General features: G+C 69.6%; 17 protein-coding genes. 8 read left to right on the top strand and 9 right to left on the bottom strand.

Features of this window, described 5'->3' with window-relative positions; genetic code table 11:
* Nucleotides 1-15 precede the first annotated feature (15 nt).
* The 3 genes from GPZ80_RS02225 to GPZ80_RS02215 all read right to left on the bottom strand — a co-directional run bounded on the left by GPZ80_RS02225 (nt 16) and on the right by GPZ80_RS02215 (nt 2,447).
* Nucleotides 16-552, bottom strand: coding sequence for a hypothetical protein (locus GPZ80_RS02225; protein WP_187218039.1), 537 nt, complete (start codon nt 550-552; stop codon nt 16-18).
* A 188-nt stretch (nt 553-740) separates the two neighbouring features.
* Entirely contained in the window at nt 741-1,760 is a 1,020-nt protein-coding gene (locus tag GPZ80_RS02220; RefSeq protein WP_187218038.1) for a pentapeptide repeat-containing protein, read from the bottom strand.
* A gap of 516 nt (nt 1,761-2,276) precedes the next feature.
* Nucleotides 2,277-2,447 (bottom strand): hypothetical protein, encoded by a 171-nt coding sequence (locus GPZ80_RS02215; protein WP_187218037.1) that lies wholly within the window; start codon nt 2,445-2,447, stop codon nt 2,277-2,279.
* A 49-nt stretch (nt 2,448-2,496) separates the two neighbouring features.
* Here GPZ80_RS02215 and GPZ80_RS02210 point away from each other — a divergent pair, with 49 nt between their 5' ends.
* The 3 genes from GPZ80_RS02210 (at nt 2,497) to GPZ80_RS02200 (ending at nt 6,327) form a co-directional block, all read left to right on the top strand.
* A complete protein-coding gene (locus tag GPZ80_RS02210; protein WP_312880061.1) occupies nt 2,497-3,915 on the top strand; it encodes a protein adenylyltransferase SelO in 1,419 nt (472 codons plus the stop codon).
* A 355-nt stretch (nt 3,916-4,270) separates the two neighbouring features.
* A complete protein-coding gene (locus tag GPZ80_RS02205; protein ID WP_222718756.1) occupies nt 4,271-5,734 on the top strand; it encodes an MFS transporter in 1,464 nt (487 codons plus the stop codon).
* Between the two features lie 5 nt (nt 5,735-5,739).
* Entirely contained in the window at nt 5,740-6,327 is a 588-nt protein-coding gene (locus GPZ80_RS02200; protein WP_312880060.1) for a TetR/AcrR family transcriptional regulator, read from the top strand.
* Here GPZ80_RS02200 and GPZ80_RS02195 read toward each other — a convergent pair.
* Genes GPZ80_RS02195 through GPZ80_RS02185 form a run of 3 tightly spaced genes read right to left on the bottom strand, consistent with a single transcriptional unit; the run spans nt 6,317 to nt 10,966 of the window.
* Complete coding sequence (locus GPZ80_RS02195; RefSeq protein ID WP_187218034.1) at nt 6,317-7,834, bottom strand: amidohydrolase family protein; 1,518 nt, start codon at nt 7,832-7,834, stop codon at nt 6,317-6,319. The genes GPZ80_RS02200 and GPZ80_RS02195 overlap by 11 nt on opposite strands.
* A gap of 16 nt (nt 7,835-7,850) precedes the next feature.
* The gene (locus GPZ80_RS02190) at nt 7,851-9,035 is read right to left on the bottom strand and encodes an FAD-dependent monooxygenase (RefSeq protein WP_187218033.1); all 1,185 of its coding nucleotides are present in this window, start codon (nt 9,033-9,035) and stop codon (nt 7,851-7,853) included.
* A 14-nt stretch (nt 9,036-9,049) separates the two neighbouring features.
* Nucleotides 9,050-10,966, bottom strand: a complete 1,917-nt coding sequence (locus GPZ80_RS02185) for a chorismate-binding protein (protein ID WP_187218032.1) — start codon at nt 10,964-10,966, stop codon at nt 9,050-9,052.
* Nucleotides 10,967-11,279: 313 nt separating this feature from the next.
* Between GPZ80_RS02185 and GPZ80_RS02180 the strand changes: the two genes are divergently transcribed.
* The 3 genes from GPZ80_RS02180 to GPZ80_RS02170 are packed head-to-tail and all read left to right on the top strand — an operon-like array spanning nt 11,280 to nt 14,001.
* A complete protein-coding gene (locus GPZ80_RS02180) occupies nt 11,280-12,470 on the top strand; it encodes a 3-deoxy-7-phosphoheptulonate synthase (protein ID WP_312880059.1) in 1,191 nt (396 codons plus the stop codon).
* A gap of 17 nt (nt 12,471-12,487) precedes the next feature.
* Nucleotides 12,488-13,267 (top strand): 2,3-dihydro-2,3-dihydroxybenzoate dehydrogenase, encoded by a 780-nt coding sequence (locus tag GPZ80_RS02175; RefSeq protein WP_187218310.1) that lies wholly within the window; start codon nt 12,488-12,490, stop codon nt 13,265-13,267.
* 29 nt (nt 13,268-13,296) lie between these two features.
* Nucleotides 13,297-14,001: an isochorismatase family protein gene (locus tag GPZ80_RS02170; RefSeq protein ID WP_187218030.1), complete on the top strand. Its 705-nt coding sequence runs from the start codon at nt 13,297-13,299 to the stop codon at nt 13,999-14,001.
* Here the strand turns inward: GPZ80_RS02170 and GPZ80_RS33595 are convergent.
* On the bottom strand, nt 13,939-16,149 hold the full coding sequence (locus tag GPZ80_RS33595) for a helix-turn-helix domain-containing protein (RefSeq protein WP_187218029.1): 2,211 nt from the start codon (nt 16,147-16,149) through the stop codon (nt 13,939-13,941). The two genes, GPZ80_RS02170 and GPZ80_RS33595, sit on opposite strands and share 63 nt — an antisense overlap.
* A gap of 305 nt (nt 16,150-16,454) precedes the next feature.
* Here GPZ80_RS33595 and GPZ80_RS02160 point away from each other — a divergent pair, with 305 nt between their 5' ends.
* Both GPZ80_RS02160 and GPZ80_RS02155 read left to right on the top strand, forming a co-directional pair.
* Nucleotides 16,455-16,970, top strand: coding sequence for a BlaI/MecI/CopY family transcriptional regulator (locus tag GPZ80_RS02160; protein WP_312880058.1), 516 nt, complete (start codon nt 16,455-16,457; stop codon nt 16,968-16,970).
* A 120-nt stretch (nt 16,971-17,090) separates the two neighbouring features.
* Entirely contained in the window at nt 17,091-18,803 is a 1,713-nt protein-coding gene (locus tag GPZ80_RS02155; RefSeq protein ID WP_222718755.1) for an AfsR/SARP family transcriptional regulator, read from the top strand.
* Here the strand turns inward: GPZ80_RS02155 and GPZ80_RS02150 are convergent.
* Both GPZ80_RS02150 and GPZ80_RS02145 read right to left on the bottom strand, forming a co-directional pair.
* Nucleotides 18,800-19,837, bottom strand: coding sequence for a ketoacyl-ACP synthase III family protein (locus GPZ80_RS02150; RefSeq protein WP_187218026.1), 1,038 nt, complete (start codon nt 19,835-19,837; stop codon nt 18,800-18,802). The two genes, GPZ80_RS02155 and GPZ80_RS02150, sit on opposite strands and share 4 nt — an antisense overlap.
* 37 nt (nt 19,838-19,874) lie before the next feature.
* Complete coding sequence (locus GPZ80_RS02145; protein WP_187218025.1) at nt 19,875-25,091, bottom strand: type I polyketide synthase; 5,217 nt, start codon at nt 25,089-25,091, stop codon at nt 19,875-19,877.
* Nucleotides 25,092-25,198 lie beyond the last annotated feature (107 nt).

The raw sequence follows: 25,198 nt of genomic DNA, 5'->3' as shown, positions 1-25,198 counted from the left end.
CCCGGCCCCGCGACGTCAGCGCCGCACCGGCCACACGGTGACATCGACAGCCCCGGCATTACCCCAGGCCAGCACGTCCAACACGGCCCACGCGCCGTCGCTGGTGCTCACGCAGATCGCGTCACCAGCCTTCATCATGTACCCCGACACCCGCCCGGACGTCTGCACCCGAGTGCTCGCCTCGCACTCACGCGGCGACGCCTGATCGAGGCTGACGAGCACCACCTTCGACCGCCCGAACGTCTTCGTGCTCTTACCGAAGAACAGATCGTGGTTCAGGTCACCCTTATAGTAGAACTCGAACCCGGAGCCACCCTCCGCCGTCGCAGTCCTCGTGTCCACATCGACCGCGACCCCTGGGGACAAATCCAGCCGATAGCTCGACGGATCCCCGTACGCCACAGGCAGAGGGCTCGTCGTGGCCGCCGCTGATGTCGCTTCCCCGCCTCCGCCAGGAGAAGTGGCGACAACGCTGCTCGCCGCCGGCGGGTTCTTCGCGGTCGGTGGTTCGGCGCCCGAGGACAAAACCCCGGTCACGACCGCGGCGGCCACCGCTCCCACCGCTCCGATCACGGCCGCGACGATCGCGCCATTCGAGGGCCCTCTTCTGCGATTACCACGGTTCACCGTGCCGGAACTCACCTCAGGTCGACCGTGCCTTCCCTTGCGAGAGTAGACAATTCGCACTCACCACGCCATGAACCTGATCGTCTGACCGGTGGACCCCGTTACAGGGCAGATCATTCGTCGCCCGTGCTCCAAGTGCCGGGATAGCTCGACTCGCGTTCGTGATCGCGGCGGATGATCTCGCCGCGGACTCGGGTGAAGTAGTCGACGGCGGCCGGGTCGAGTTCGTTGTCCTGCTCATCGATTCCCCGCCAGCGGCCCTCCGCGGTCCAGTCGAGTTCGACGAGCACGCAGTCGCGCAGCACGACCGTGGAACTGGAGCGCACGGCGAAGCGGGTGCGGCGCAGGTCGCAGCCGACAAAGCGGGTGCCCACGAGCCCGGCGTCCTCGAAGACCGACGCGGCGAGGGGAACGTCGACGAAATCGGCACCAGTGAGCCGAGCGTGGGAGAAATCCGCGCGCACGGCCGAGCCCCCGCGGAACCGCGCGTGCGTCAGAGTGGCCCGGGTGAACCGTGCGGCGGTCAGGTCGGCCCCGGTGAAGACCGCCTTCTCCAGCCGGGCGCCGGTGAAGTCGGCCCCAGACAGGCGGGCGCCGGTGAAGTCGAGTGGCCCCCGCTCCCGCCGCCACGGCCTGCGGCCGACGATGTCCACCGCGGCCTGGATATCCGGGCCAGGGCGCGGATCGCCGTCGGGGTCGCGGACCCGGTCCGCGGAATGCTCACGGATGAAGGCCATCAGGACATCGACCACCGCACGATGATCGGTGGGCGACTCGCGCATGACGTGCTCCAACGCGTAGAGCCCGCCGAGGCGTTCATCCAGCTTGTCGCAGGCAAGCAGAGCCACGGCCTTGCCGTAGCGGTCGGTCACCTGCCCCCGCTTGTTCGCCGTATACGTCCGCGTCGTCACCACGACCCCGATCGCCGCCAACGCCCCACCGACCGACGCCAACACCAACTGGCGCGTGCTGGTCAGCGCGTCGAACCGCTCCTTGCCCCGCAACTCACCCAGTTCCGGGCCCGCGATCAGCTCCGTGAACGGCCCCAACAACCCATACAGGGCAGCGACCGCCACCACCACCACACCGACGACCGACAACACCCGCCGCGCTGCGACCCATAACCCGCACATGATCGCCATTGTCCCGACACACGACCACCTCGGGAGCGAGAACGGGGAACCGCCGGCTGGGATTGACTGCCGTGACTCGGCTTGGAGACAGGGAACGGCTCCCAGGGCGACTGGGGGTCCCGCCGGGGAGCCGTTCGCCCACAGTGTCGCCGACCGGACCTATGAGTCTCGCCCCGGGTGCCGCGAGGCGGTGCGCGGCGACTGTCGATCATGCGTCTTTGAGGAGCGACCTTCTGATCCGATAAGCGGAAGCGACCTACGTTGACTGGACCACTCCCGTTGTCGCGACACCGAAACCAGGTCGACCGGGCCCGAATCGGCGGTAGGCCGTGGGTGATCTCCATGGCGGTGGCGATCAGGTCGACTGTCGCGGTGTCGACGCGCCGCCAGTCCGGTTCGAAGTCCAAGTCGTCCCCGCCAAGGACAGGGCTCGCCTGCTGGAGGTGGCACGGGATCGGGCGTGGCCACAGGATCGCCAATCGTGACCGGCCACCGGCGCTCCCGTAGGCCCATCCGCTAGATCTGGATCGGTGCTGCCTGGAGCGGGTCTTCGTGTTCCAAGACGCGGACAACCAGCCAGCCCGAGGACGCGAGCCTGCTGTCCTCCGCGGCGGTGACCGTCGTGGTGCCAGGTGCGTTGTCCAGCTCCGAGCGGGCTGCCGATCGCTCGGCTTGTGGGCCGTCCACCCATGGTCCTGACTGCCGCCCGTCGGCGCCGCCACGTACCGTGGCGAGCGTGAGCATCCCCCTGAGCCGGCGGTTCGCCGACGCCGTTCCCGAGATGGCGATCCCCTGGGCGGCCGACGACGCGCCGTCGCCCCGGCTGCTCGTGCTCAACGACCTGCTCGCCGTCGACCTGGGGCTGGACCCGGACTGGCTGCGGAGCCCGGACGGGGTGCGGTTCCTCGTCGGCCGCCACCTCCCGAAGGGGGCGACGCCGGTCGCTCAGGCCTACGCGGGCCACCAGTTCGGCAACTACTCGCCCCGGCTCGGCGACGGGCGCGCGCTGCTGCTCGGAGAACTGGTCCACGCCGACGGCCTGCCCCGCGACCTGCACCTCAAGGGGTCCGGTCGCACACCGTTCTCCCGGGGCGGGGACGGGTTCGCGGCGGTGGGGCCGATGCTGCGCGAGTACGTCGTCAGCGAGGCCATGCACGCCCTGGGCATCCCCACGACGCGGTCGCTCGCCGTCGTGGCGACCGGACGGGAGATCCGTCGCGAGACGATGCTGCCCGGCGCGGTGCTCGCCAGGGTCGCAGGCAGCCACCTGCGGGTCGGCAGCTTCCAGTACGCGCGGGCCACCGACGACGTCGACCTGCTGCGTCGCCTCGCGGACCACGCGATCGCCCGGCACCACCCGGCCGCCGCCGACGCCGAGAACCCGTACCTGGCGCTGTTCGACGCGGTCGTCGCCGCTCAGTCGTCGCTGGTGGCGCGGTGGATGCTGGTCGGGTTCGTGCACGGCGTGATGAACACTGACAACGTCACGATCTGCGGCGAGACAATCGACTATGGGCCGTGCGCGTTCATGGAGGCGTACGACCCGGCCGCCGTGTTCAGCTCGATCGACCACGGCGGTCGCTACGCGTACGGCAACCAGCCGGGCATCACCGGATGGAACCTCGCGCGGCTCGCCGAGTCCCTGCTGCCGCTGTTCGCCGACGACCAGGACCGCGCGATCGCGCTGGCCGTCGACGCGCTCGGCGCGTTCCCCGGCCTGTATGAGAACGCGGTCACCGCAGGCACGCACGCGAAACTCGGCCTGCCCCCTGGCATCGACGCAGGCACGCTGGTCGAGGACCTGCGCACGATCCTGCGCGACAACCACGTCGACCACACCTCGTTCCACCGCCGCCTCGCCACCGGCGCCGCCCGTGACCTGGTGCTCGACCTCGCCGCGATCGACGGCTGGCTCGCGCGGTGGCGGGCGCTGTCGCCGGACACCGACGCGATGCGGCTGGTCAACCCGGCGTACGTGCCGCGAAACCACCTCGTCGAACAGGCGCTCGCCGCCGCCGTCGACGGCGACAACACCCCGCTGACACGGCTGCTCGACGCGGTGACCGACCCGTTCGCCGAGACCGGGGACCGTGCCGAACTCGCCGAGCCCGCGCCGGCGGGTTCGGGCGCGTACCAGACGTTCTGCGGTACCTGAGCCGCCATCCGGGCATCACAGGTGGGACGGCAGGCGCGGCAGCCGGTCACACCCGGCTCCGGCGACCAGGACGGTGGGGCGCCTGGCGACGTCACCCCGGAGGCTCGCGTACGCGTTGTACCACTGGAGGGTCCCGTCGACGCGGCGGTGCTGGAGTCGCCGCAGGTGATCAAGCGCGTAGTAGTTGAACTGTCCACATGGTACGGAGGGCTGGACGAGGTGGGGCCACCACCTCGTCGATGCTCTCCGCCATCAAGTCGGTCAAGACAGCAATACCGTACAACGGTGTTTGACTTAGTTCGACGACCTTGGCGATACTTTCTCGAACACACCCGTTCGACTTATGGAGCACACTGTGGGGCATTCCCCGGCCGCAAGCCATGGCCACGGCCATACGCAGACCCCGCCGGACGCCGAGAGGTCCGGCTCCGGCGTCCGCTGGTCGGTGCTGGTGGTGCTGTGTCTCGCCCAGTTCATGGTCATCCTGGACGTCACAGTCGCCAACGTCGCACTGCCCAGCATCGGGGCGGACCTTCGGCTGAGCCCGGCCACCATCCCCTGGGTCGTGTCCGCCTACACCCTGGTCTTCGGCGGCTTCCTGCTGCTCGGCGGCAGGCTGTCCGACATCTTCGACCGCCGGGCGGTCTTCCTCGCCGGCCTCGCTGTGTTCACCATCGCCTCGGTCGCCTGTGGCCTCGCCGCGAACGGCGGCATGCTCATCGTGTCCCGGCTCGTACAGGGAGCGGGGGCGGCGTTCCTCTCGCCCGCAGCGTTGTCGATCATCACCACCACCTTCCACGGCGCCGACAGGAACAAGGCGCTCGGCGCGTGGGCCGCGGTGGGCGGCACTGGGTCGGCCATCGGCGTGCTCGTCGGCGGCGCGCTCACCAGTGGACCCGGTTGGGAGTGGGCGTTCTTCATCAACGTCCCCGTCGGAGTCGCCGTGCTCGCCGCGACGCTGCGCCTGTTGCCGCGCTCGGCCGGACGCGGCACGCAGGGCGGCATCGACTGGTTGGGCGCGGTACTGATGACCACGGCCACCGCGGCGGTGATCTACGGGCTCATCACGGCGGGCCATGCGGGTTGGAGTGCGCCTGGCACCTACCTGCCGATCATCGTCGGCGTGGTGCTGGCCGTGGCCTTCGTCCTCGTCGAGCGGTCAGCCGCGAAACCCCTCGTCCCGCTGGGTGTGGTGGGCAAGCGCACCGTGGTTTCGGGCGGTGTGTCGATGCTGGCCGGTGCGGGTCTGCTGATCGCGGGCTTCTTCCTGTGCTCGCTGTACTTGCAGAACGTGGCGGGGTTCTCGGCGATGCAGACCGGGCTCACCTTCCTGCCCGTGGCGTTGGGCATGGTCGTCGCGGTGCACCTGTGCGCCCATGGCCTGGCGCATGCGGGCTGGCGGCCGATCGCGGTGATCGGCATGGTGCTGGCCGCGGGCGGGTTCTTCTGGCTCAGCCGGATCTCCGGCGACCCGAGCGCGCTCGGCGAGGTGCTGCCCGGGTTCGTCATCGCGGCGGCCGGGCTGGCCTGCATGTTCATCGTGGCGACCACCAGCGCGATGCACGGCGTCGACCACGCCGAGGCGGGCCTGCATTCCGGGCTGATCAACACCTACCACGAGTTCGGCGCCTCACTCGGTATCGCGCTGGTCGCGGCGATCGCGGGAGCCAGCGTGGGCGGGGCGCACACGACCACGCTCACTGGATTCCAGGACGCCTTCCTGGCCTGCGCGATCGTGGCGATTATCGTCGCCGTGATCGCCCCCGTGCTGCTGCCCGCGGGCAAGCCGGACAGCGATGGCCCGATTTTCGCGCACTGACGCCGGTGCCGGCCGGACCACCCGCGCCTGCCGGAAGGCAACCGCGAGTCGGCGCGGAACGGAACCGAAGGGCGATCGTGGAGGCGGCGGCGCGCTGCCTCCACGATCGCGCGGACGTGAGCATGAGCGCCATCGCCCGAGCCGCCGACGTCAGCCGGGTCACTCTCCACACCCACTTCACCGGCAGGGAGGCGCTGGTCGCGGCTGCGCTTGACCACGCGGCCCAAGCGGCGCGCCAGGCGTTCGACGATGTGTCCCAGGTCGGACGCGCGGATGAGGTGTTGACCGCGCTGATTCGATCCTCCTGGATGACACTCGGGCGCTACCGATACCTCATATCCGCCACCGTGCGCGGGCAGCGCGAACGTCATGGCACCGGGCTGGACCGGGTGACTCGACTGATCGCCCGGGGCCAGGCTGAGGGTGTGTTCCGCACGGACCTGCCGACGCACTGGCTGAGCACGGTGTTCTCGAGCATCGTCGACGCGGCGGCCAGGGAGGTCGAAGTCGGCAGGCTGGCCGTGAACGACGTCCCCGCCATCCTCGACAGCACCCTGCGAGCCATGTTCGCGCCTTCGGGCATCACCGGCTGATGGGCTCGGCCGCGCCCGCCCGCACGGCTATCACCCGGTCGATTACCTCCGCCGGGATACGCAGGTGGCGGCTGGAGAACGAACGCAACGCGTGCAGGTAGTCGGTTTCCAGTTCTCGCTCGTCGACCTCGGTCGACCGGCCGCCGTACAAGAGGACACGCCCGCCGACCATCACTGTGTCGACATCGGCCGAGCCACCGAGAGTCAGATAGGCCTCGAGCGGACGAGGGTTGAGCAGATAACGCCAGTCCCCCGTCGGCACGAGAACCAGATCGGCCCGCATACCGACCGAGACACTGCCGACCTCGTCGGCCCAACCGAGACCCTGAGCGGCGACGCGGGTGGCCATGGCCAGCGCGGTGCTCGGCAACACCCTGGTCTGATCGGCGTACATCTCGTTGTGCGTCTGCCAGGCCGCGCGCATGGCCTCGGCCATCCCGCCGATCGGGTAGACACTGGCGTCGGTCGACAGGGACACCGGCAGGCCCGCCGCGGCCAACTCGGGAATCGCCCGCGTCTCGGTCATCGTGGACTCGCCGGTCGCCCCGTACTTGGCCGGGGAGTGGCTGATGTGGACGCCCGCGTCGAGCAGCAGCTCGCGCTCCTCGGCGTCGACGAAAGCGCAGTGGACGGCCATCGTCCGCTCGGACAGCAGGCCGAGGTCGGCGAGCCTGCGCACCGGCGAGGTGCCGAAGTACTCCGTGACGATGTCCGACTCGTTGCGCAGCGCGGCGACGTGGGTGACGAAGTCCGTGTCATAGCGGGAGACCAGCGCGGCGAGTCCGGCGCCGAGTTCGTCGGACATGTTGGGCGTGTACAGCGCCGACGGGCGGACCCGGATGCGGCCGTCCCCGCGACCGCGGAACCGACGCAGCAAATCCTCGATCCCGGCCAACACCGTGTCGGTGTCCTGAGTGCGCCGGGCGCGTGTCTCGCCGGGCGCGCAGACCGCGTCCGCCGCCCAGGTGCTGACCGACAGGCGGACACCCAGTTCCTCGGCGGCGGCGACCAGTGCCTCAGGCCGGTTCAGCGATCCGGTGTCGCCCAGCGTCGTGCTGCCCGCCCGCAACTGGGTCCACACGGAGTACCGGGCGATGGCACCGGCCTCGTCGGCGGACAGTCCGTCGATCATGGCGCTGAACGAGTCGAACCCGAGCGAGACCTTGCGGACATCGCCGCCGGCGGCCATGAATCCGGGCTCATCACTCACATCGGACGGATCACGCAATGCGCCGCGGAAGGGCAGCCGGGCGGCGAACATGTCGTGCCAGTGCGCGTTGACGAATCCCGGCAGCACCATCATGTCGGCCGCGTCGAGGGTCCGCATCGATCCGCGGACATGTTCGGGCAGCGCGGAAACGACCGCGTCCACGTCACTGGGGGCACCGACCGCGGCAATGCGCCCCCCGGCTACCAGCACCGAACCGGGCCTGTGCAGCGTCTCGTCTTTGTCGGCGGTGTAGACGCTTCCGGCGCGGATCAGCGTGGTGTCAGTGAGCTCAGGCATGGCGGGATATCTCCAGTCAGGCGATGTCTGCGGTCACAGGACCGAGGTAGAGCGGATCCACAAGCTCGTGCACCTGCGCGGCGGAGAGCGATGACAGCCACCGCGTCCGCTCGTCGGCGGCGGAGGCCGACGGGTGGTAGACCTCCTCGCCGATGGCCCGCGAGACTCCCTGGATCCACGCCGTGCGGCCGGTCCGCGCCGCGGCGAACGCGGCGAACAGCTCGACGAAGTCGGTCTCCCCCTGGCTCAACAGCCCGTCGAGGCAGACCACGTCCTCCAGCGCCATGCACGCGCCCTGGGCGGCGTACTGCAGCATCGGGTGAGCCGCGTCCCCGATCAGGACGACTTGGCGGTCGGTCCAACGGGGCACCGGGTCTCGGTCGCACAGCACCCAGGTGCGCCAGTCCTGCCCCTGGTCGAGGAACCGGCGGGTCTCGGGCGCCAACGCGGCGAAGGTGTCCATCACGAGGTCACGCGCAGCGGGTTTGCCGGTGACGATTTGGGTCGCGCCGTCGTCGACCGTCGCCGCGAGGTTGAAGAACCGGCCACCCGCGATCGGGTAGTGCACGACATGCATTTTCGGGCCTGCCCACAGGGTCACCGAGTTCCATCGCAGCTCGTGGGCGACCTGCTCGATAGGGACGACGGAACGGTAGATCGTGTGGCCCGAGACGCGAGGCTCGCCGTCGCCGACCAGTTGGCGGCGCACCGCGGAGCGGATCCCGTCGGCGCCGATGAGCGCGTCGCCGGTGACCACCTCCCCCGAAGGCAGTCGCACGGAGACCGTCGCACCATCCACCGTGTAGCCCGCTACCGCGCAGTCGGTCCGCAGGTCGATCAGCGGAGACTGCCCGCAGGCGTCCAGCAGTGCGGCATGGAGATCCACGCGGTGGACCACCGCATAGGGGTAGCGGTAGCGCTCCGAGAACTCCGCTCCCAGCGGGAGCGACGTGATCCGGTCTCCGGTCATCCCGTCCATCAGGTTGATCTCGTCGATGAACACGGCGCCGGACCGAACGCGGTCGGCCACGCCGAGGTGGTCCAGCGCGCGAAAAGCGTTGGGCCCCAACTGGATTCCCGCTCCCAGTTCGCCGAACTCAGGGTTGCGCTCCAGGACCGTCGCACGGTGGCCGTTTCGGGCCACGGCCAAGGCCGCCGCGACTCCGCTGATTCCACCGCCCGCGATGACCACGGTTGCCATTGGGATGTCGGCTCCTAGATCGTCGGGTCGAGAACGGGGGCGTGCGCAAGCACCGCCGCGAAGGCTTCGGCGAGGATCGCCGGTCCGTCCTCGGTCAGGATCGACTCGGCGTGGAACTGCATGGAGGCGAACCACGGCGCGCGCAAGGCGTACACCTCACCGGTCGCACGATCGCGGCTGACCCGCACCGACACACCGTAGCCAGGACTGTCGACGACGTCATGGGGCGACCAGGCCACGAAGGTGTTGTAGAACCCGACGACAGTTCTCCTGCCGAACAACTCGATCTCAAGACGGGCCCCCTGGTTGGGCTCATCGCGCCTGCGCAGGGACAGCCCGAGGAGCCCCGACAGCACCTGGTGCCCGAGGCAGACGGAGACAAACGGCTTGCGATCGCGCAGCAGCGCGTCGGTGATCCGTCGGAGCGCACCGATCTTGATCGAGTCCCCGTCGCGCGGGTCCCCTGGCCCCGGGCCGACCAGCACGGCGTCGAAACCCTCGTGGTCGATCGGCTCGTGGTGACCGCGGATCGTGATGTCCAGCCCGAGCGCGCGCAGTTGGTGGGCCAGCATCGCGGTGAAGGTGTCCTCGGCGTCCACGACCAGGACGCGCCGCCCCAGCAGCTCGTCGACCGGCTGGTGGCGTCCCTGCGGAGGCGTCAGCCAGAACGTGGCCAGCTGCGTGTTACGCCCGGCCACGGCTGCGCGCACCGCGAGATCGGCGCCGAGCCGAGCCGGGAGGCCCGCGTCCCGCTTCGACAGCCGCTCCCCCCGGATGGCGCCCAGCACGCCCGCCGCCTTCGCCCGGGTCTCGGCGACCTCCGAGTCCGGGTCGGAGTGTCGAACGAGAGTGGCGCCGACGCCGACGGTCATCCGACCCGTGGGACCGATCTCCGCCGTGCGGATCACGATGGCGGAATCGAGCGTCGGCCGGTTGTTGCCGTCCGTGCCGAGCAGGGCGACGACACCGCTGTAGTAGCCGCGGCCGACGGGTTCGTATCTGCTGATCACCCGGCAGGCGTTCTCCAGCGGGCTGCCGGTCACGGTGGGGGCGAACATCGTCTCGCGCAGGATGTCGGTGGCCCGCAGGTCGCTGTGCCCGTCGAGCAGGTACTCGGTGTGGGCAACGCGGGCCATCTCGCGCAGATAGGGGCCGGTCACCCGGCCGCCCTCCGCGCAGACGCGGCCCATCATCTTCAGCTCCTCGTCGACCACCATGTACAGCTCGTCGATCTCCTTCTGGTCTGCGAGGAAGTCGAGCAGGCCCGCCGGGTCCGGGCCTTCCTCCGGATAGCGGTAGGTACCGCTGATGGGGTTCATGACGACCCGCCCGCCGACACTGCTCACGTGTCGCTCCGGAGTGGCGCCGACCAGGGTGCGGTCACCGGTGTGGATCAGAAAGGTCCAGTACGCGCCGGTCTCGCCTTCGAGTAGACGTCGGAAAATCGTGAGCGCGGTCCTCGGGGTGTAGTCGTCGAGCCGCGCGGCGAATGACCGTTTGATGACGAAATTCGCCCCGGCGCCGCGGCCGATCTCATCAGCCAGAACACGCCGCACGATGGCGGCATAACTTTCGTCGTCGATGTCGAATTCGCCACCGGTGACCGCCACCGGCTCATCCGGAATCCCGGCGAGTGCCTCGGCGACGGTGATTGTCGACTGCCCGGTCACGTTCAGCGCCACCAGCGGTGTGCCGTCGTCGACACAGTCGAAGCCGCGCTCGGCGATCTGCCGGAACGGAATCAGGGCAAGCAGGTCGTGGCCCGCGCCTGCCTTGCGACGGACCTGCGGCAGGTCGGCGAGGGTGGGGACCTCGAGAACATCGCCGGTCAGCAGATCGACGCCACCGCCCGCGGGCGAATGCGGTCGATGCAGCAACGCGAATGCGGGTAATTCGCCCGCGAGCAGGCGATCGACGTCCACCGGTTTCATTTCGAGTTCCCTCCCCATGGCGGCGGGCGGCAGTCCGCACAAAGACGCTGTTTCCCTGAACAACCCACCAATCGCCACGCTATTACCGATGACCGGCGGAGGACACTGCTCACGTAAATAATTCGGCTACTACACGGGTGTAGCGACGCGCACGATCCAACTACCGCTAATAGTAGTCATTTCTCGTTTTATTCGATGCTAACCTCGAAGTCGAGGCCGAGATAAAGAGTGCCTGGGGGAAAAGGACGCGATGCTCTCGCATACCCGCATGCCGGAAAGTCCGAGAACCAACCAGATTGGCGATGACCGCGAGGTGATCACATGGGGCTTGGCTCCGGCGGCCCAACAGCCCACGTGGGCCGGTCCGCTGCTGGCCAAAAGCCGCGATCTGCTGTCCGCGGCCGGGTGGCTGGTCACACCCTCAGAGGTGAACGAGCTGCGCGCGGCGCTCGCCGACGTCGCCGAAGGCCGCGGCCAGGTGCTACAGGCAGGCGATTGCGCTGAGGATCCGTCGGAGTGCGTGCCAGAGCTCGTCGAGCGCAAAGCCCACCTGCTCGACGCCCTGGCCACCAGGATGGGCGCCGATTCCGGCCGCCCGGTGGTTCGGGTCGGCAGGCTCGCGGGGCAGTTCGCCAAGCCGCGGTCGCGGCCCACCGAGCGCCACGGCGACCAGGAGTTGCCGGTATTCCGCGGCCACATGATCAACGATCCACGGCCGGACGCGGACCTGCGCCAAGCTGATCCGCTGCGCCTGGTCGAGTGTTACCGCGCGGCCTCGACGGCGACGCGCTACCTGCGCCACCGTGCCGCACGCGGCGATCGCGTGTGGACCAGCCATGAAGCGCTGGTGCTCGACTACGAGCTGCCGCTGCTGCGCCCTATCCACGAGGACAAGCACCTGCTGACCTCGACGCACTGGCCGTGGATCGGCGACCGGACTAGGCAGCTCGACGGCGCTCATGTGCAGTTGCTCGCCGCCGTGGTCAACCCCGTGGCGTGCAAGGTCGGTCCCACGATGACCGCGAACGACCTGGTGGCCCTGTGCGAAAAGCTTGATCCCGGGCGCGAGCCCGGCAGGCTCACGCTCATCGCCCGACTAGGCGCAGACTCGGTAGCGCAGCGACTCCCGGGCTTGGTGCGCGCTGTCCGGCGGGCCGGATTCCCCGTGATCTGGCTCTGCGACCCGATGCACGCGAACATCACGACGACCGGGAACGGTCACAAGACCCGGCGGCTGGACCAAGTGGTGACCGAGACGTGGCGTTTCCGGGCCGCGGTCGACGCCGAGGGCGGGACACCGGGAGGCCTGCACCTGGAGATCACGCCGGACGACGTCCTGGAGTGCGTGCGGACCGACGCCGAGTTCGACCAGCTCCGCACCCCGGGCGCGCCGCCCTATCTGACCCACTGCGATCCACGCCTCAACCCGAGCCAGGCCAACGAAGTCGTGCGTGAGTGGCGCGCCGCCCGCACCGGCGTCGCTCTGGCGATGCGAACACCGTGAAGGAGAACGACGTGCGGATGCGAGGGCTGGAAGGCAAGGTCGCGGTGGTGACCGGCGCCGCGGGTGGGATCGGTTCCGCGGTGGCCAGCAAGCTCCTGTCCCAGGGCGCGCTTGTGGGTGCGCTCGACGGACACCAGGCGGGACTCGACGCCTTGGCCGACCGCCTGGGCGGCGATCGTGATCGCCTGGAGTTCGTCACCGCCGACGTGACGTCGGGCGAAGCTGTCGACGCCGCCGTCGACCGGGTGGAGCGCCGCTTCGGCGGGATCGATTTCCTCGTCAACACCGCCGGCGTGCTGCGCACAGGTCACGCACTGGATCTCAGCGAGGAGGACTGGGTGAGGACGTTCGACGTCAACACCAAGGGCGTGTTCCTCGCCTCTCGCGCCGCGGCGCGGAAAATGGTCGAGCGCAAGCAGGGCGCGATCGTCACGGTCGCCTCCAACGCGGCCAACGTCCCGAGGACGTCGATGGCCGCGTATGGGGCGTCCAAGGCGGCGTCGATCGCGTTCACGAAGACGTTGGCGCTCGAACTGTCGGCCTTTCACGTCCGCTGCAACGTGGTCTCCCCTGGCTCGACCGACACGTCGATGATGCGCGCGCTGTGGACCGGGGCAGACGGCGCGGCGGACGCGATCGTCGGGTCACCCGGTGCCTTTCGGGTCGGTATTCCACTCGGCAAGATCGCCCAGCCCGACGACATCGCCGACGCCGTGGTCTTTCTGCTGTCGGACGCGGCGAACCACATCACGATGCAGGAACTGTGCGTGGACGGCGGCGCCGCGCTGGGCGCCTGAACCGACCCACGAACCTACTTGGAGCCAACATGGGAATCCCCACGATCGAGCCTTACGCGATGCCCACCGAGGACGAGATCCCGGTGAACATCGCCCGGTGGCAACCAGATCCGCGTCGCGCCGTCTTGCTGATCCATGACATGCAGCGCTACTTCCTCCGCCCGTTTCCCCCTGGGGAGTCCCCGGTCGTACCGCTGGTGGACAACGTGCGTCTGCTGCGGGACCGGTGCGCGGCACTCGGCGTCCCCGTCGCCTACACCGCCCAGCCGGGCGGGATGACCGACGAACAGCGGGGGCTGCTCAAGGATTTCTGGGGGCCGGGCATGACCGTGTCGGCCGATCACCGCAAGATCGTCGACGGGATCGAGCCCGCTGAGGGCGACCACGTGTTCACGAAGTGGCGCTACAGCGCGTTCCACCGATCCACCCTTCTGGAGTTGCTCGGGGAGAGCGGGCGAGACCAGCTCATCGTCTGCGGTGTCTTCGCCCACGTCGGCTGCCTCATGACCGCGTGCGACGCGTACACCAACGACATCGAGACCTTCTTGGTCGCCGACGCCATCGCCGACTTCTCCCGCGAGGAGCACATGATGGCGGTGACCTATGCGGCGAAACGGTGCGCGGTGACCCCCATGACGGCGAGCGTGCTGCAGATGTTGGGCCGCCCGAACTCAGGTGAAGCGGGCGAGTTCGGCGCGCGAGGAAATCCCGAGCTTGCGGTACATGGCGCGTAGGTGATAGTTCACCGTGTGCGGCGAGAGCTGGACCCGGCGGGCGATCTGCTGGTTGGTCATCCCCGCTCCGGCCAGACGCGCGATGCCGCGTTGGGTGTCGGTGAGCCGGTCCCACTCCTGCTCCAGATCGACCGGCCGAGCCACGGCGAGCCGTTCGGGACGCTGATCCCCCGCGGTCGCCAACTCCGCGATGTTTCGTTCGGCCAGCGCGGCCGCCCAGGGATCGGTGTGCTCGGCGGCCGCGCGGGACAGCAACTCGGGATCGCCATCGTGCAGGCCCCGCGCGTGGACCGCGGCCGCGGCGACCGGGGCGAACCCCGGATTCGACTCCGCCAGCCACTGCGTGACGACCAGTGCGGTATTGGCCAGTTCGCGGCTGCCCACGCCGCGACCGAGGTCGATCAGCCAGGCGGCGGCGCCTGGCTCGTCCAGGTACAGCCCGCTCGATGTGACCAGCCCCGCCATCCTGGTTTCCACCAGGTGCACGGCGGCACGGGCGCCGTGGGTCTCGGCGGTCAGCCGCAGATCCATCCAGTCCACGGCGACGGAAGGCATGACGGCGGCCTCGCGGGCCACCGCGCGAGCATGCTTGACGTGCTGCACGGCGCCGGGCAGGTCGCGGTCGGCGAGTGCGGCCTTGGCGAGGATCGCCAGCCCGTCCGGGACGAAGAGCGGGCAGCCCGCCTGCTTCGCCGTCGACAGCGCGACCCGCACCGCCGTCGCGGCGTCCCGCAGTTTGCCGCGCCGGGCGGACAGCCGGGCCCGCTCGACGCCGGAGCGACCTGAACTCATGGCCAGACCCCACTGATCGGACTCGGGAACCAGATTGCCGACGAGTTCGCCTGCCTCGGCGTCCAAGCCGAGTTGGCCGAGCCGGGCGGCCAATGACAGTCGGTGCCAGGCGCCCCACCACGGGTGGGTGGCCGCCCTCGCCGCGGTCTCACGCATGACCCGCAGGCCGGCGACGAGGTCCCCGCTGGTGAACAAGCCGTCCGCGACCAGGCCGCGGGCCAAGAGCGCATCGGCGAGATCGGCAGTGCCCTCCCGACCGTCGAGCAGTCGCTCCGCCTCGTGTCTGCCGCGCTGCTCGTCACCGATCGACAGCGCCAGCAGCCTGCCCGCCGCCGCGGCGGCGGTGATCGTCACCGGGACGTCCTCGCCCGCGATGACCTCATCCGCGGCATTGAGCGCCCCGGACTGGTCTCCCCGCCACAGGAGCAGGTGGGCGAGCAGTCCGCGCAGCTCGGCCGCGGAAGTGTCGTGCACGCCTTGCGCGAGCGTCTCTTCCGCCAGATGGGTCGCGGCGGCGAAGTTGCCCGCCGCGGCCAGTGCCCCGACGGCTTGCACGGCGTGCGGCGCGCGGACCGGCTCAGGGTCCGAGTCGATCCGGCTGGCCGCGGACGTTCGGACACGGTCGACGTCTTCGCGCAGCGCGCGCTGTACCAGCGCGGGCACTGATCGGGCGATGACCATGCGGGTGAGTTCGTGGTCGAAGGCGAACCGGTCACCAGTCGTCCGCAGCACACCAGTGGCAAGGACTTCGTCCAGTTCGAGAAGGTTGGCGGCCACACTCTCCCCGATCAGCCCGGCGAGTTCGGCGACGCCGAAGCGTGTCCCCAGCATCGCCGCGACCCGGAGCAGCTTCAACGCCTTGGGCGACAGCCCGCACACGCGAGACTCGACGAGGTCGAGAACTCGTCGGGGCAGCCGAGTGGAAGTCGGCCGGATCTCACCGTCGACGGTCCGCAACCTGCCCTCGGCCTCAAGTCCCTCGATCATGCCGACGACGAAGAGTGGTACGCCGCCCGCCACATCGAGCAGCTCAAGGAGTTCACGTCCGCACGCGGCACCCAGGTGGTCGCGGGCGACTTGGGCGACGGTCTGATCCGACCACGGCCGCAGTCGGATCGCGGGCACACCGAGGCCGTCGGCGAACTCGGCCGAAACCGCGCTGTCCGCTGTCGCGACAAGCCAGGACACGTGGGGTGCGGTCACCCCGTTCGCCATGACCTTGTTCACCGCCTCGGCGCCGAGGTGGTCCGCGTCGTCCATGACGACCAGTACCGACGGGCACGATCCCAGCCCCGCCAAGGCGGTGCCGAGGTCGGCGATCGCCACCCGATAGGGGCGAGCGGATATCGGACTCACGCATTCGCCGATTTCGAGATCGCCGCTCTCAGCAGAGCAATCGACCACCGCAATGCTCCGAGCTGCGGCTATTTCTACGGATTCTTGTAGTAGTCGCGTCTTGCCGATCCCGTACGCGCCCTCGAACACGATCGCGTTCTGTTTCCGAGTGGGCCCGCTGAGCATGTCGACTACTTGTCGACATTCGTGATTCCGGTCACGTAACGCCGCCCGCTCTCCAGCCACTTGCCTGCCTTCCCCCAGCGTGGACACCCCGTGGCGCACTCTACAAAACCGTCCAGTTGTTGGGTAGCCTACGGCCGGAAATGGGGAACAGGGTCCGACGAAGGGGCGAATGTATGCGGTCGGGACTCGAGAACACTGTTCTCGACATCCTCTGGTCATCGTCTGGGCCGCTGACTGTTCGGGAAATTCTCAACCAGGTGAATGCCGCCCAGGAAAAACAGTTGGCTTACACGACCATAATGACGGTGCTCGTCCGGCTTGCGGCGAAAGGCGCAGTGCTGCGGCGAATGGAGCATGGGAGGCATCTGCACGCCGCAACCGCTGAGAGCGCGGCCGCCCTGGCTGTGCGCAGGGTCCTGGCGGAACACGGCGAGGCGGCGTCCACCCACTTCCTGGCCCAGGCGGTGGCTGATCCCGCGATGAGGGAGCAACTTCGCGCCGTGGCCGGTGTGCCCTGTGGCGAGCACGCGCGGCACACCAGCGCGTCCGAGGTGCGACCGCCATCGTGGACCGAGGTCTACCGGGCAACGGACACCCAAGACGCACCGGCGGCCGACTCCGGTGTCACCGACTGGACCCGGTGGGTGGCGGGCTAGCGGCTTGAACGCCCCGTAGGCAGACCCGCGACACCGAACACTGGGGGAACCATGCGCTTTCGCGTCCTAGGTCCGCTCGCCGCCGATGAAGCCGGTGCTCGGCGGATCCCGAGCGCCACGATGCCGCGACGCTTGCTGGCCATGCTGCTTCTCAACGCCAATCACGTCGTCCCGCTGGGCGCCATCGTGGAGGAGTTATGGGGAGCGATGTCGACGAAGCGCGCTCGGCAGACCGTTCAGACCCACGTCTACCAGCTGCGGCAATCGCTGGAGCACGCGGACAAGCAGCGGAGCCTGATCCAGACTCGCGCGCCCGGATACCTGTTGCGACTCGACGATGACCAACTGGACCTGTGGGAGTTCGAACGCCTGGCGGACAAGGGACACCGGGCACTCCGTGATGGTGATGCGAAGGCCGCCGCCGCGCACCTGCGCCAGGCGCTGGCCCTGTGGACCGGTGACCCGCTCGGCGATCTGGACATGGGGTCGGTGCTGAGCGGCCAGGCGGCGTTGCTCAGCGACCGCCGGATGGCCGTGCTCGAGCAGCGAATCGAAGCGGATCTGCGGTTGGGCGAGCACCGGATGCTCATCGGCGAACTCACCGGACTCTGCGCGCGGTTTCCGTTGCACGAGGAGTTCACCGCGCAACTGATGATCGCCGCCGCACGGTCGGGCCGACGAGTGGAGGGACTAGAGGCCTACCGGGCCCTGCGGGGGCGACTGGTCGAACAACTGGGCATCGAGCCCGCGCACCGGCTGCGACAGCTGCACCAGGAACTGCTCGCCGATCGGCCCGAACCCACTCGCGACCCGATCGAGATCACTGTCCGAGCCGCGGCCGTGCCCGCGCAACTACCGTTCGACATCAACGACTTCGTCGGTCGCGAACGCGAGTTGGCACAGGCGGCCGCGGCCATCGACGAGTCGTCCGTCCGGCTCCCCTTGGTCGCGCTGAACGGTCAGGCGGGAATCGGCAAAAGCGCGTTCGCCGTACACCTTTCGCACCAACTGCGGCACAAATTCAACGACGGGCAGCTGGTGGCCCAGCTCCATGATCCGAGTGGCAGACCGGTGGACCCGTTCGACGTACTCGGTTCCTTTCTGCACGCACTGGGACACGAGGAGCGGCAAATCCCCGCCACGACGCACGACCGGTCGCAGCAGTTCCGCAGCGCGGCGGCTGACCGACGGCTGCTCGTCCTTCTGGATGATGCGGCCTCGGTCGACCAGGTGCTGCCCCTGCTGCCTGGCGGGCCGGGTTCGGCAGTGCTGATCACTTCCCGGGTCAGGGCGCGCGGCCTAGCGGTGACGACGACGATCGGCCTGACCGCGTTGGACGACCGGTCGGGACTCGCGCTGCTCACATCCGTGCTGGGAACCGACCGGACGACACAGGACCCCGACCAGGCCAGGCGGATCGTCGAGCTCTGCGACCACTCTCCCCTGGCCATCCGGATCGCCGCCGAGAAACTCCTCTCCCGGCCAGTGTGGACACTGCGCAAGTTCGCGGATCGCCTGGCGGTCGAGAGCCGACGGCTGGCGGAGCTGAGCACCGGCAGCCTGACCGTGCGAGACGGCCTCGAATCGGCCAGGGGCAGGTTGAGCTCGTTCGAGAAGACCTCCCTGATGAAGCTGTGCGGGCTGGGCCCGACCAGGTTCGACATCCCGACCGCCGCCCAGTTGCTCGACCTGCCCGAGCTGTCGGTCGAGCCCCTGATGGAAGCGCTCGTGGACGCCCACCTGCTCTCGATCGTCGGAACGAAGCCGACCGGCACGGCTTGGTTCCGCTTCCCAGACTTGATCAGGCTGCACGCGGTCAGCGGTGGCCCCTAGGCACCTACGGACCAGTCGGGCACATCCAGGATCTCCAGAACGACTGCCGTCCAGTTGAATCCACCACCCACGCCGATGAGCATCACGTGGTCGCCGGTGGAGACCTCGCGGGTCTCGACGAGATGAGCGAGCGTCGCGAACTGGTCGGCGGCCCCGGTGTGCCCGACCTGGCTGCCCCACTCCCAGGTCGTCTGCTCCAACTCGATGCCCAGTGGCACCAGGCAGGACAGCCGCATCAGCTCATAGCCGAAGTTGGGCGCCACGAACCGGTTGATGTCCGACATCTTGAGGTCCGCTGCCGCCAATGCCTGCCGCGCCGCGGTGCGCATCCCCGCACCGCGGCGCGGTCCGCTCTCGTCCAGCGGCATCACGTCGGAGAACTCGAGGGTGCGGGCCTCGAGCTCGACCGGGTACTGCGCCGGGTCGGCGTAGTCGCGGAAAGGCTGCTCACCACGCTGCAACCCCTCCAACTCCGGGTCGGAGACGGTCAGCGCCGAGCGCACCCGGGCGAAGCCTGATCGCCGCGACAGCACCACGGCCGACGCGCCGTCGGCGAACAGCAGTCCCGCGCTGGCCCGCCACCGGTTCCAGGCGGGTTCGGTGAACTTGTCGCTCGCGGTGATCAGCGCCGCGCCGCCAGGGGTGCCCCCGAGGTAGGCGGCGGCGAGCTGGATCGAGGCGACACCTCCGTTGGACAGCTGTCGGATCTCGTAGGAGACACCGGACTGCCCCACCGTGTGGTGCTGCACGTACGAGGCGGCGTTCCAGCCGTCCAGGCCGTTGTAGTTCGCCACCGCGTGCAGCACGAGGTTGACGTCGGCGGGGTCGTGCCCGGACCGCAGCAGCGCCTGCTTGCCCGCGTGCACGGCCATGTCCGGTTGAGAGTCCTCCGGCCCGGCGATGGCGACCCGACGGGTTCGGGTGCGCTGGGCCGCGGCCTGCTCACAGCGGCCGTCGGCCACCGCCTCCTCGACCGAGACGGTCTTGGGCAGCCAGGACCCGGCGCCCGCGATGTAGAGATCTTCGTAAACCATGGTTCGTCCTCGTTCGAATTCGGTCGGTCGCGACAGGTCAGCCCGCCACGGCGGCGAGTTCGGGTTCGACAGACTCCGCTTCCACGACAGGGACCAGCTGACTCGCCAGATATCCGGCGATGCCGAGCACGGTCGGGTGGTTCCACAGCAGCGTCGCGGGCAACGCGAGCCGGAACCGCTTCTCCAGCCTGCGCCGGATGGACAGGGTCATCACCGAATCGAGCCCGATCTCGCCGAGGGGCCTTCGAATGTCGATGCCGTCCTGGTCGATCTTCATCTCCGCGCAGATCTCGGCGGACACCTGGGTCACCAGGTGGGCCAGCAGTTCCTCCGGCTCCAGCGCGGCGAGATCTGTCTCGTCGCGGTCGGTCTGCTCAGCGGCGGCCTGTCCGAAAGTCAGCTCGCCGAGGATCGGCAGCGGCTCGAATCCGGCGTCCAGTTCCGTGATTCGCAGGACCGGAACGAACGGGCAGTCCCGACGTGCGGCGAAGTCCCAGGCGCCGAAGGCCTCGACCGGCGCGATGTCCCCGACGCCGCGATCTCGCAGCTCTTGGTCGACCACGTCGCTGACCGCCATGCCCATGCCTCGCCACGAAGTCCACGCGAGGCTCAGCGCCCCGGTCTCGCCCGCCGCGGCGCGCCGCCGGACCAGTCCGTCCAGGTACGCGTTCGCCGAGGCGTAGCTGGCCTGGCCGGTGAGTCCGAGCAGCTGTCCGACACTGGAGAACATGACGAAGAAGTCAAGGGTGCCCACCGGGAACAGCTCGTCCAACACGAGCGCGCCCTGGACCTTGGGGGCCATGACGGTACGCAGTGACGCCTCGTCCAGGTTCCGCACCATCTTGTTGTTCAGGACTCCGGCCGCGTGGACGACGCCGCGGATCGGCGGCAAGCCGAGTCGGTCCGGGTCCAGCAACGACGCCGCCTGGGCGTGGTCGGTGATGTCGAGCTCGATCGTCTTGACGGTCGCGCCCATGCCCTCGAGCTTGCGAACCGCCTCGATCCGGCACAGGGCGGCGGGATCGTCGACATCGTTCCACTGCGAGCGCGGCGCCACACCGGAGCGGCCGACCAGCACGATACGGCGCGCGCCCTTGCCGACGAGCCACTCCGCGACCGCGACGCCCAGCACGCCGAGACCGCCGGTGATCAGGTAGGTCCCGTCGGCGCGGCACTCGAACGCAGGCCGAGTGGGCTCCAGGTCCATCGGCGTGAGCCGCATGGCCTCCACGGCGCCGCCGCGCAGGGCGTAGACATCACTGCCGAGCCGTCGGCCGAGCACATCGGCGACCGCGTCCGCAGCGGTATCCGGTTGCGCGGGGTCGAGGTCGAGGATTCCTCCCCACAGCTCGGGATGTTCGCCCGCGATGATTCGTCCCAGTCCCAGCACCGGCGTCTGGCCTGGCGCGCCCACCGCTTCCTTCTGGCCTTCGGTGACCGACCACAAGCGGGCCGGGTGCGTGCCCGACTCCGCCATGAGCTGAGCGGCCCTGGCCAGCGACCACGCGGACTGGACCGGGTCGTCGCCCGCGAAGACCAGCACGTGGTCGCCGGGTCCCAGGTCGGCCGCGAGAGCCGCGAACTCGTCGGTCCCGGCGACGCTGACGAACCGACCCCCGGCGTTCTCCATGGGTTCGGCGAAGGCGGCCGCTCGGTGCCCCGCGCCCACGCTGACCACGGTGCCGAGCGGCACCTTCTTCGCCGGAATCTCCACAGCGGACCAAGTCGGGACGTGCACCAGCCGGTAGGGGCTGACCGGCGCGCCCGCGTCACCGTCGAGGGTGCTGAAGCGCAATCCCTCGAACCGGCCGACGACACGACCGTCCTCGCAGGCCACCACCACCTCGACGGTGTCGCCCGCGGGCGTGTCGACGAGGCGGACGTCGATCGTCACCACTGGTTCGAGCTCGGCGGCGAACCGGACCGATCCGATGTGCGCGGGCATGCGCAGCACCTCGTCGCCGGGCAGAGCCAGCGGGACCACGGTCAGCACAGCGTCGATGACCGAGGCCCACCCCGCCGGACCTGACTCCGAATCAGGGTGTGACCGGATCTTCGCGATGACGCGACGGTCGCCGCGGGCCAGCTCATCCACCACCCAGGGGAAGCCCTTGTCGGCGACCCCGACCGCGTGCAGGCGGTCGAGGACGGCACCGGGTTCGAGCATGTCGGGGCACCGCGCCCAGGCCTGTGCGACCTCGTAGGCCGGGTCCTCGAGATCGGTGTCGGCGGCGGCCACGGCTGTGGTGTGGGTCTGCCAGGCTGTGTCTTCATCCGCGGCCAGGCGGGAGGCCAGTCGAACGGTGTCGTCCTGGCGGATCACCTGGAGATGGCGGGGCGCGGCCAGGGAGACCGGGACCTTGAGCGACACGTCGGCCAGCGAGCCGCGTTCGGTCGCCTCGAAGAACGTGGTGAGCAGGATGGCCGCGGGCAGGACCTCGGTGCCGTGGATCTCGTGGGTGCCGGGATACGGTCGGTTGTCGTATTCCAACTTGGTCTGCCAGACCTGCAGGTTCGCCGCACCTGCCACGCTCAGCGGCGCGCCGAGCAGGTTCTCCGCTTCCACCACATGACCGCGTTCGGTGCCACCACCGACGGACCCGGTGAACCAGAACTGCTTGTGCTGCCACGCGATCCGGGGCAGCGTGACAACCGACCGGGTCGGGATGGCCGCGGCGAAGTCAACCGGGATGCCGGCGCAGTGCAGCAGCGAGAGGTTGGCCAGCAGCGTGTCGTACTCGGGCTTGCCGCGGCGCAGCGTCCCGGTGACCACCGTGTCGGACAGTCCCGACTCGGACAGGGTCTCCGACACGGAGTGCGCCACGACCGGGTGCGGCGAGACCTCCAGGAACACGCGGTAGCCGTCGTCGGCCGCCGCGGAGACGGCGGTGCCCAGACGGACCGGGTTGCGCAGGTTCGCGGCCCAGTACTTCCCGTCGCGGCGCTGGGTGGACCTGGGATCGGTCAGCGCGGTGGTGTACAGCGGGACCGTGGGGTCGGCGACCGGCAGGTCTGCCGCCGCCGCGGCGAGGTCGGCGAGCAGCTCGTCCATCTGCGGGCTGTGGAACGCCACGTCGGAGTCGACCTTGCGCACCATGAGACCTTCGGCGGTCCACTGCTCGCACATGTCCGCGACCGCGGCGGGCGGGCCGGCGACGACAGTGGACAGGGACGAGGATTCGATGGCGGCGACCACATCCGCGCGGTCGGCGAGACGGGTCACGACCTCGGCGAAGGGCAGGCCGAGCATCGCCATCGCGCCCTTGCCCGCCACGGCGCGCAGCAGCAGCGAGCGGCGGCAGACGAGGCGGGCACCATCTTCGACCGTCAGCACGCCCGCGGTCACCGCCGCGGCGATCTCGCCGACGGAGTGGCCGATCACGGCCGCGGGCCGCAATCCGAGGCCGCGCCACACCTCGGCCAGCGCCACCTGGATCGCGAAGATCATCGGCTGGATCCGCTCCACGGTGGCATAGTCCGACGTCTCGATGGCCGCGCGGGGCGAGAAGCCCATCTCCGCGACGAAGATCGAGTCGATCCGATCGATGGTGTCGGCGAAACCCTGATGCTCGGCCAGCAGCTCCTTGCCCATGCCGAGCCACTGCGATCCGTGGCCGGAGAACACCCACACCGGGGCGTGACTGCCCTGGGTGACCGCGCCCGTGGTCACGGCGCCGTTCTCATCGCCACTCTCCAGGCTCCGCAGCCCGGACACGAGCGCCGCGCGGTCGGCGGCGACCACCGCGGCGCGGTAATGCAGGTGGCTGCGCCGCACGCCGAGCGTGTAGCGGACATCCGCCAACGAGATCTCGTCCGCGTCGGGCGCGCTCAGCCAGTCCGCCAACCCACCGGCGTACTGCGCGATCGCGCTTTCCGACGCACCCGACAGCACGTAGACCTCGGCCTCCGAAGCGGGTTCGGCAGCGGGCTGAGCCCGGGCCGCGGGCGCCTGTTCGAGCACGAGGTGTCCGACGGTGCCGCCGTAGCCGAAGCTCGACACGGCTGCCCGGCGTGGTCCATCCTGCGCCGGCCACGGCGTCAAGCGGTCGACGACGCGCAGACCGTTGGTGTCCCAGGGAATACTCGGGTTCGGGTTCTCGAACAGCGCGTTCGGCGGGATCTGCGCGTGCTCCAAGGCGAGCACGGCCTTGATGACGCCCGCGACCGCGGCGCCCGCCTCAAGGTGGCCGATGTTGCCCTTGACCGAGCCGATCAGGCACGGGCTCTCGGGCGGCCTGCCGGCGCCGTACACCGCGCTCAGCGCGCCTGCCTCCACCGGGTCACCGGCCCTGGTCCCGGTGCCGTGGGCCTCGACGTAGTCGACCTCGTGCGCCGCGAGCCCGGCGGCGCGCAGCGCCTCGCGGGCCACGTGCGCCTGTGCCTCACCGTTGGGGGCCATCATGCCCTTGGTGCGGCCGTCCTGGCGGACCGCGCTGCCGCGGATCACCGCGACGACGCGGTCGCCGTCGCGCAGGGCGTCGCTGAGTCGCTTGAGGACTACCACGCCCGCGCCCTCGCCGCGACCGTATCCGTTCGCGCTGCTGTCGAACGGCTTCGACCGGCCATCAGGCGACGTCGCGCCCGCGAGGTCGAGCACCATGGTGAGTCCCGGGCCCGCGATCAGGTTGACGCCCGCGGCGATACCCACAGAGGTCTCGCCGACCCGCAGGCTCTGGCACGCCAGGTGCATGGCGACCAGCGACGACGAACAGGCGGTGTCCACCGCGAGGCTCGGCCCGCGCAGGTCGAGCAGGTAGGACACGCGGTTGGCCACCGCGCAGAAAGCCGCACCGATGCCGGTCCAGGCCTCGATCCTCGGTAGGTCCTCCAGCATCTGCCTGCCGTAGTCGTCGGACCCGACACCCACGAAGACACCTGTGTCGCTGCCGGCCAAGGCGTGCGGCGGGATGCCCGCGTGCTCCAAGGCCTCCCACGTCGCCTCAAGGACCAGCCGCTGCTGCGGGTCCATGATCTCGGCCTCGCGCGGTGTCACGCCGAAGAAGGCGGCGTCGAACGCCGCCGGTTCGTCGAGGAACGCGCCCGATCGGGTCGTGTCGCGCATGGCCAGCGCGGCGGCCGAGCCTGGTTGGTCGTAGGCGGCCCACCGATCGGCGGGGATCCGGCTCGTGGCGTCGCGCCCCGAGCTGAGCATGTCCCACAGCTCCGACGGCGAGTTGATCCCGCCCGGCAGCCTGCACCCCATTCCCACGATCGCGATCGGCTCGGCTGTCACCGCCGGTGACTCTGACGACATGTCGCTCCCCTTTCGTCACTTATCGCCTTCAATGCTGGGCGCGACCGCGGAAGAGTCGATCAGTGACCGCTCAACTCCGCTGGTAGACGGCGGGTAAGGTCGGTGGC

It is taken from the genome of Actinokineospora xionganensis (genome assembly GCF_014323725.1).
Taxonomy (GTDB): Bacteria; Actinomycetota; Actinomycetes; order Mycobacteriales; family Pseudonocardiaceae; genus Actinokineospora; species Actinokineospora xionganensis.
The sequence above is the reverse complement of the archived record's forward strand: the minus strand, read 5'-3'. Positions and strand labels throughout refer to the sequence as shown.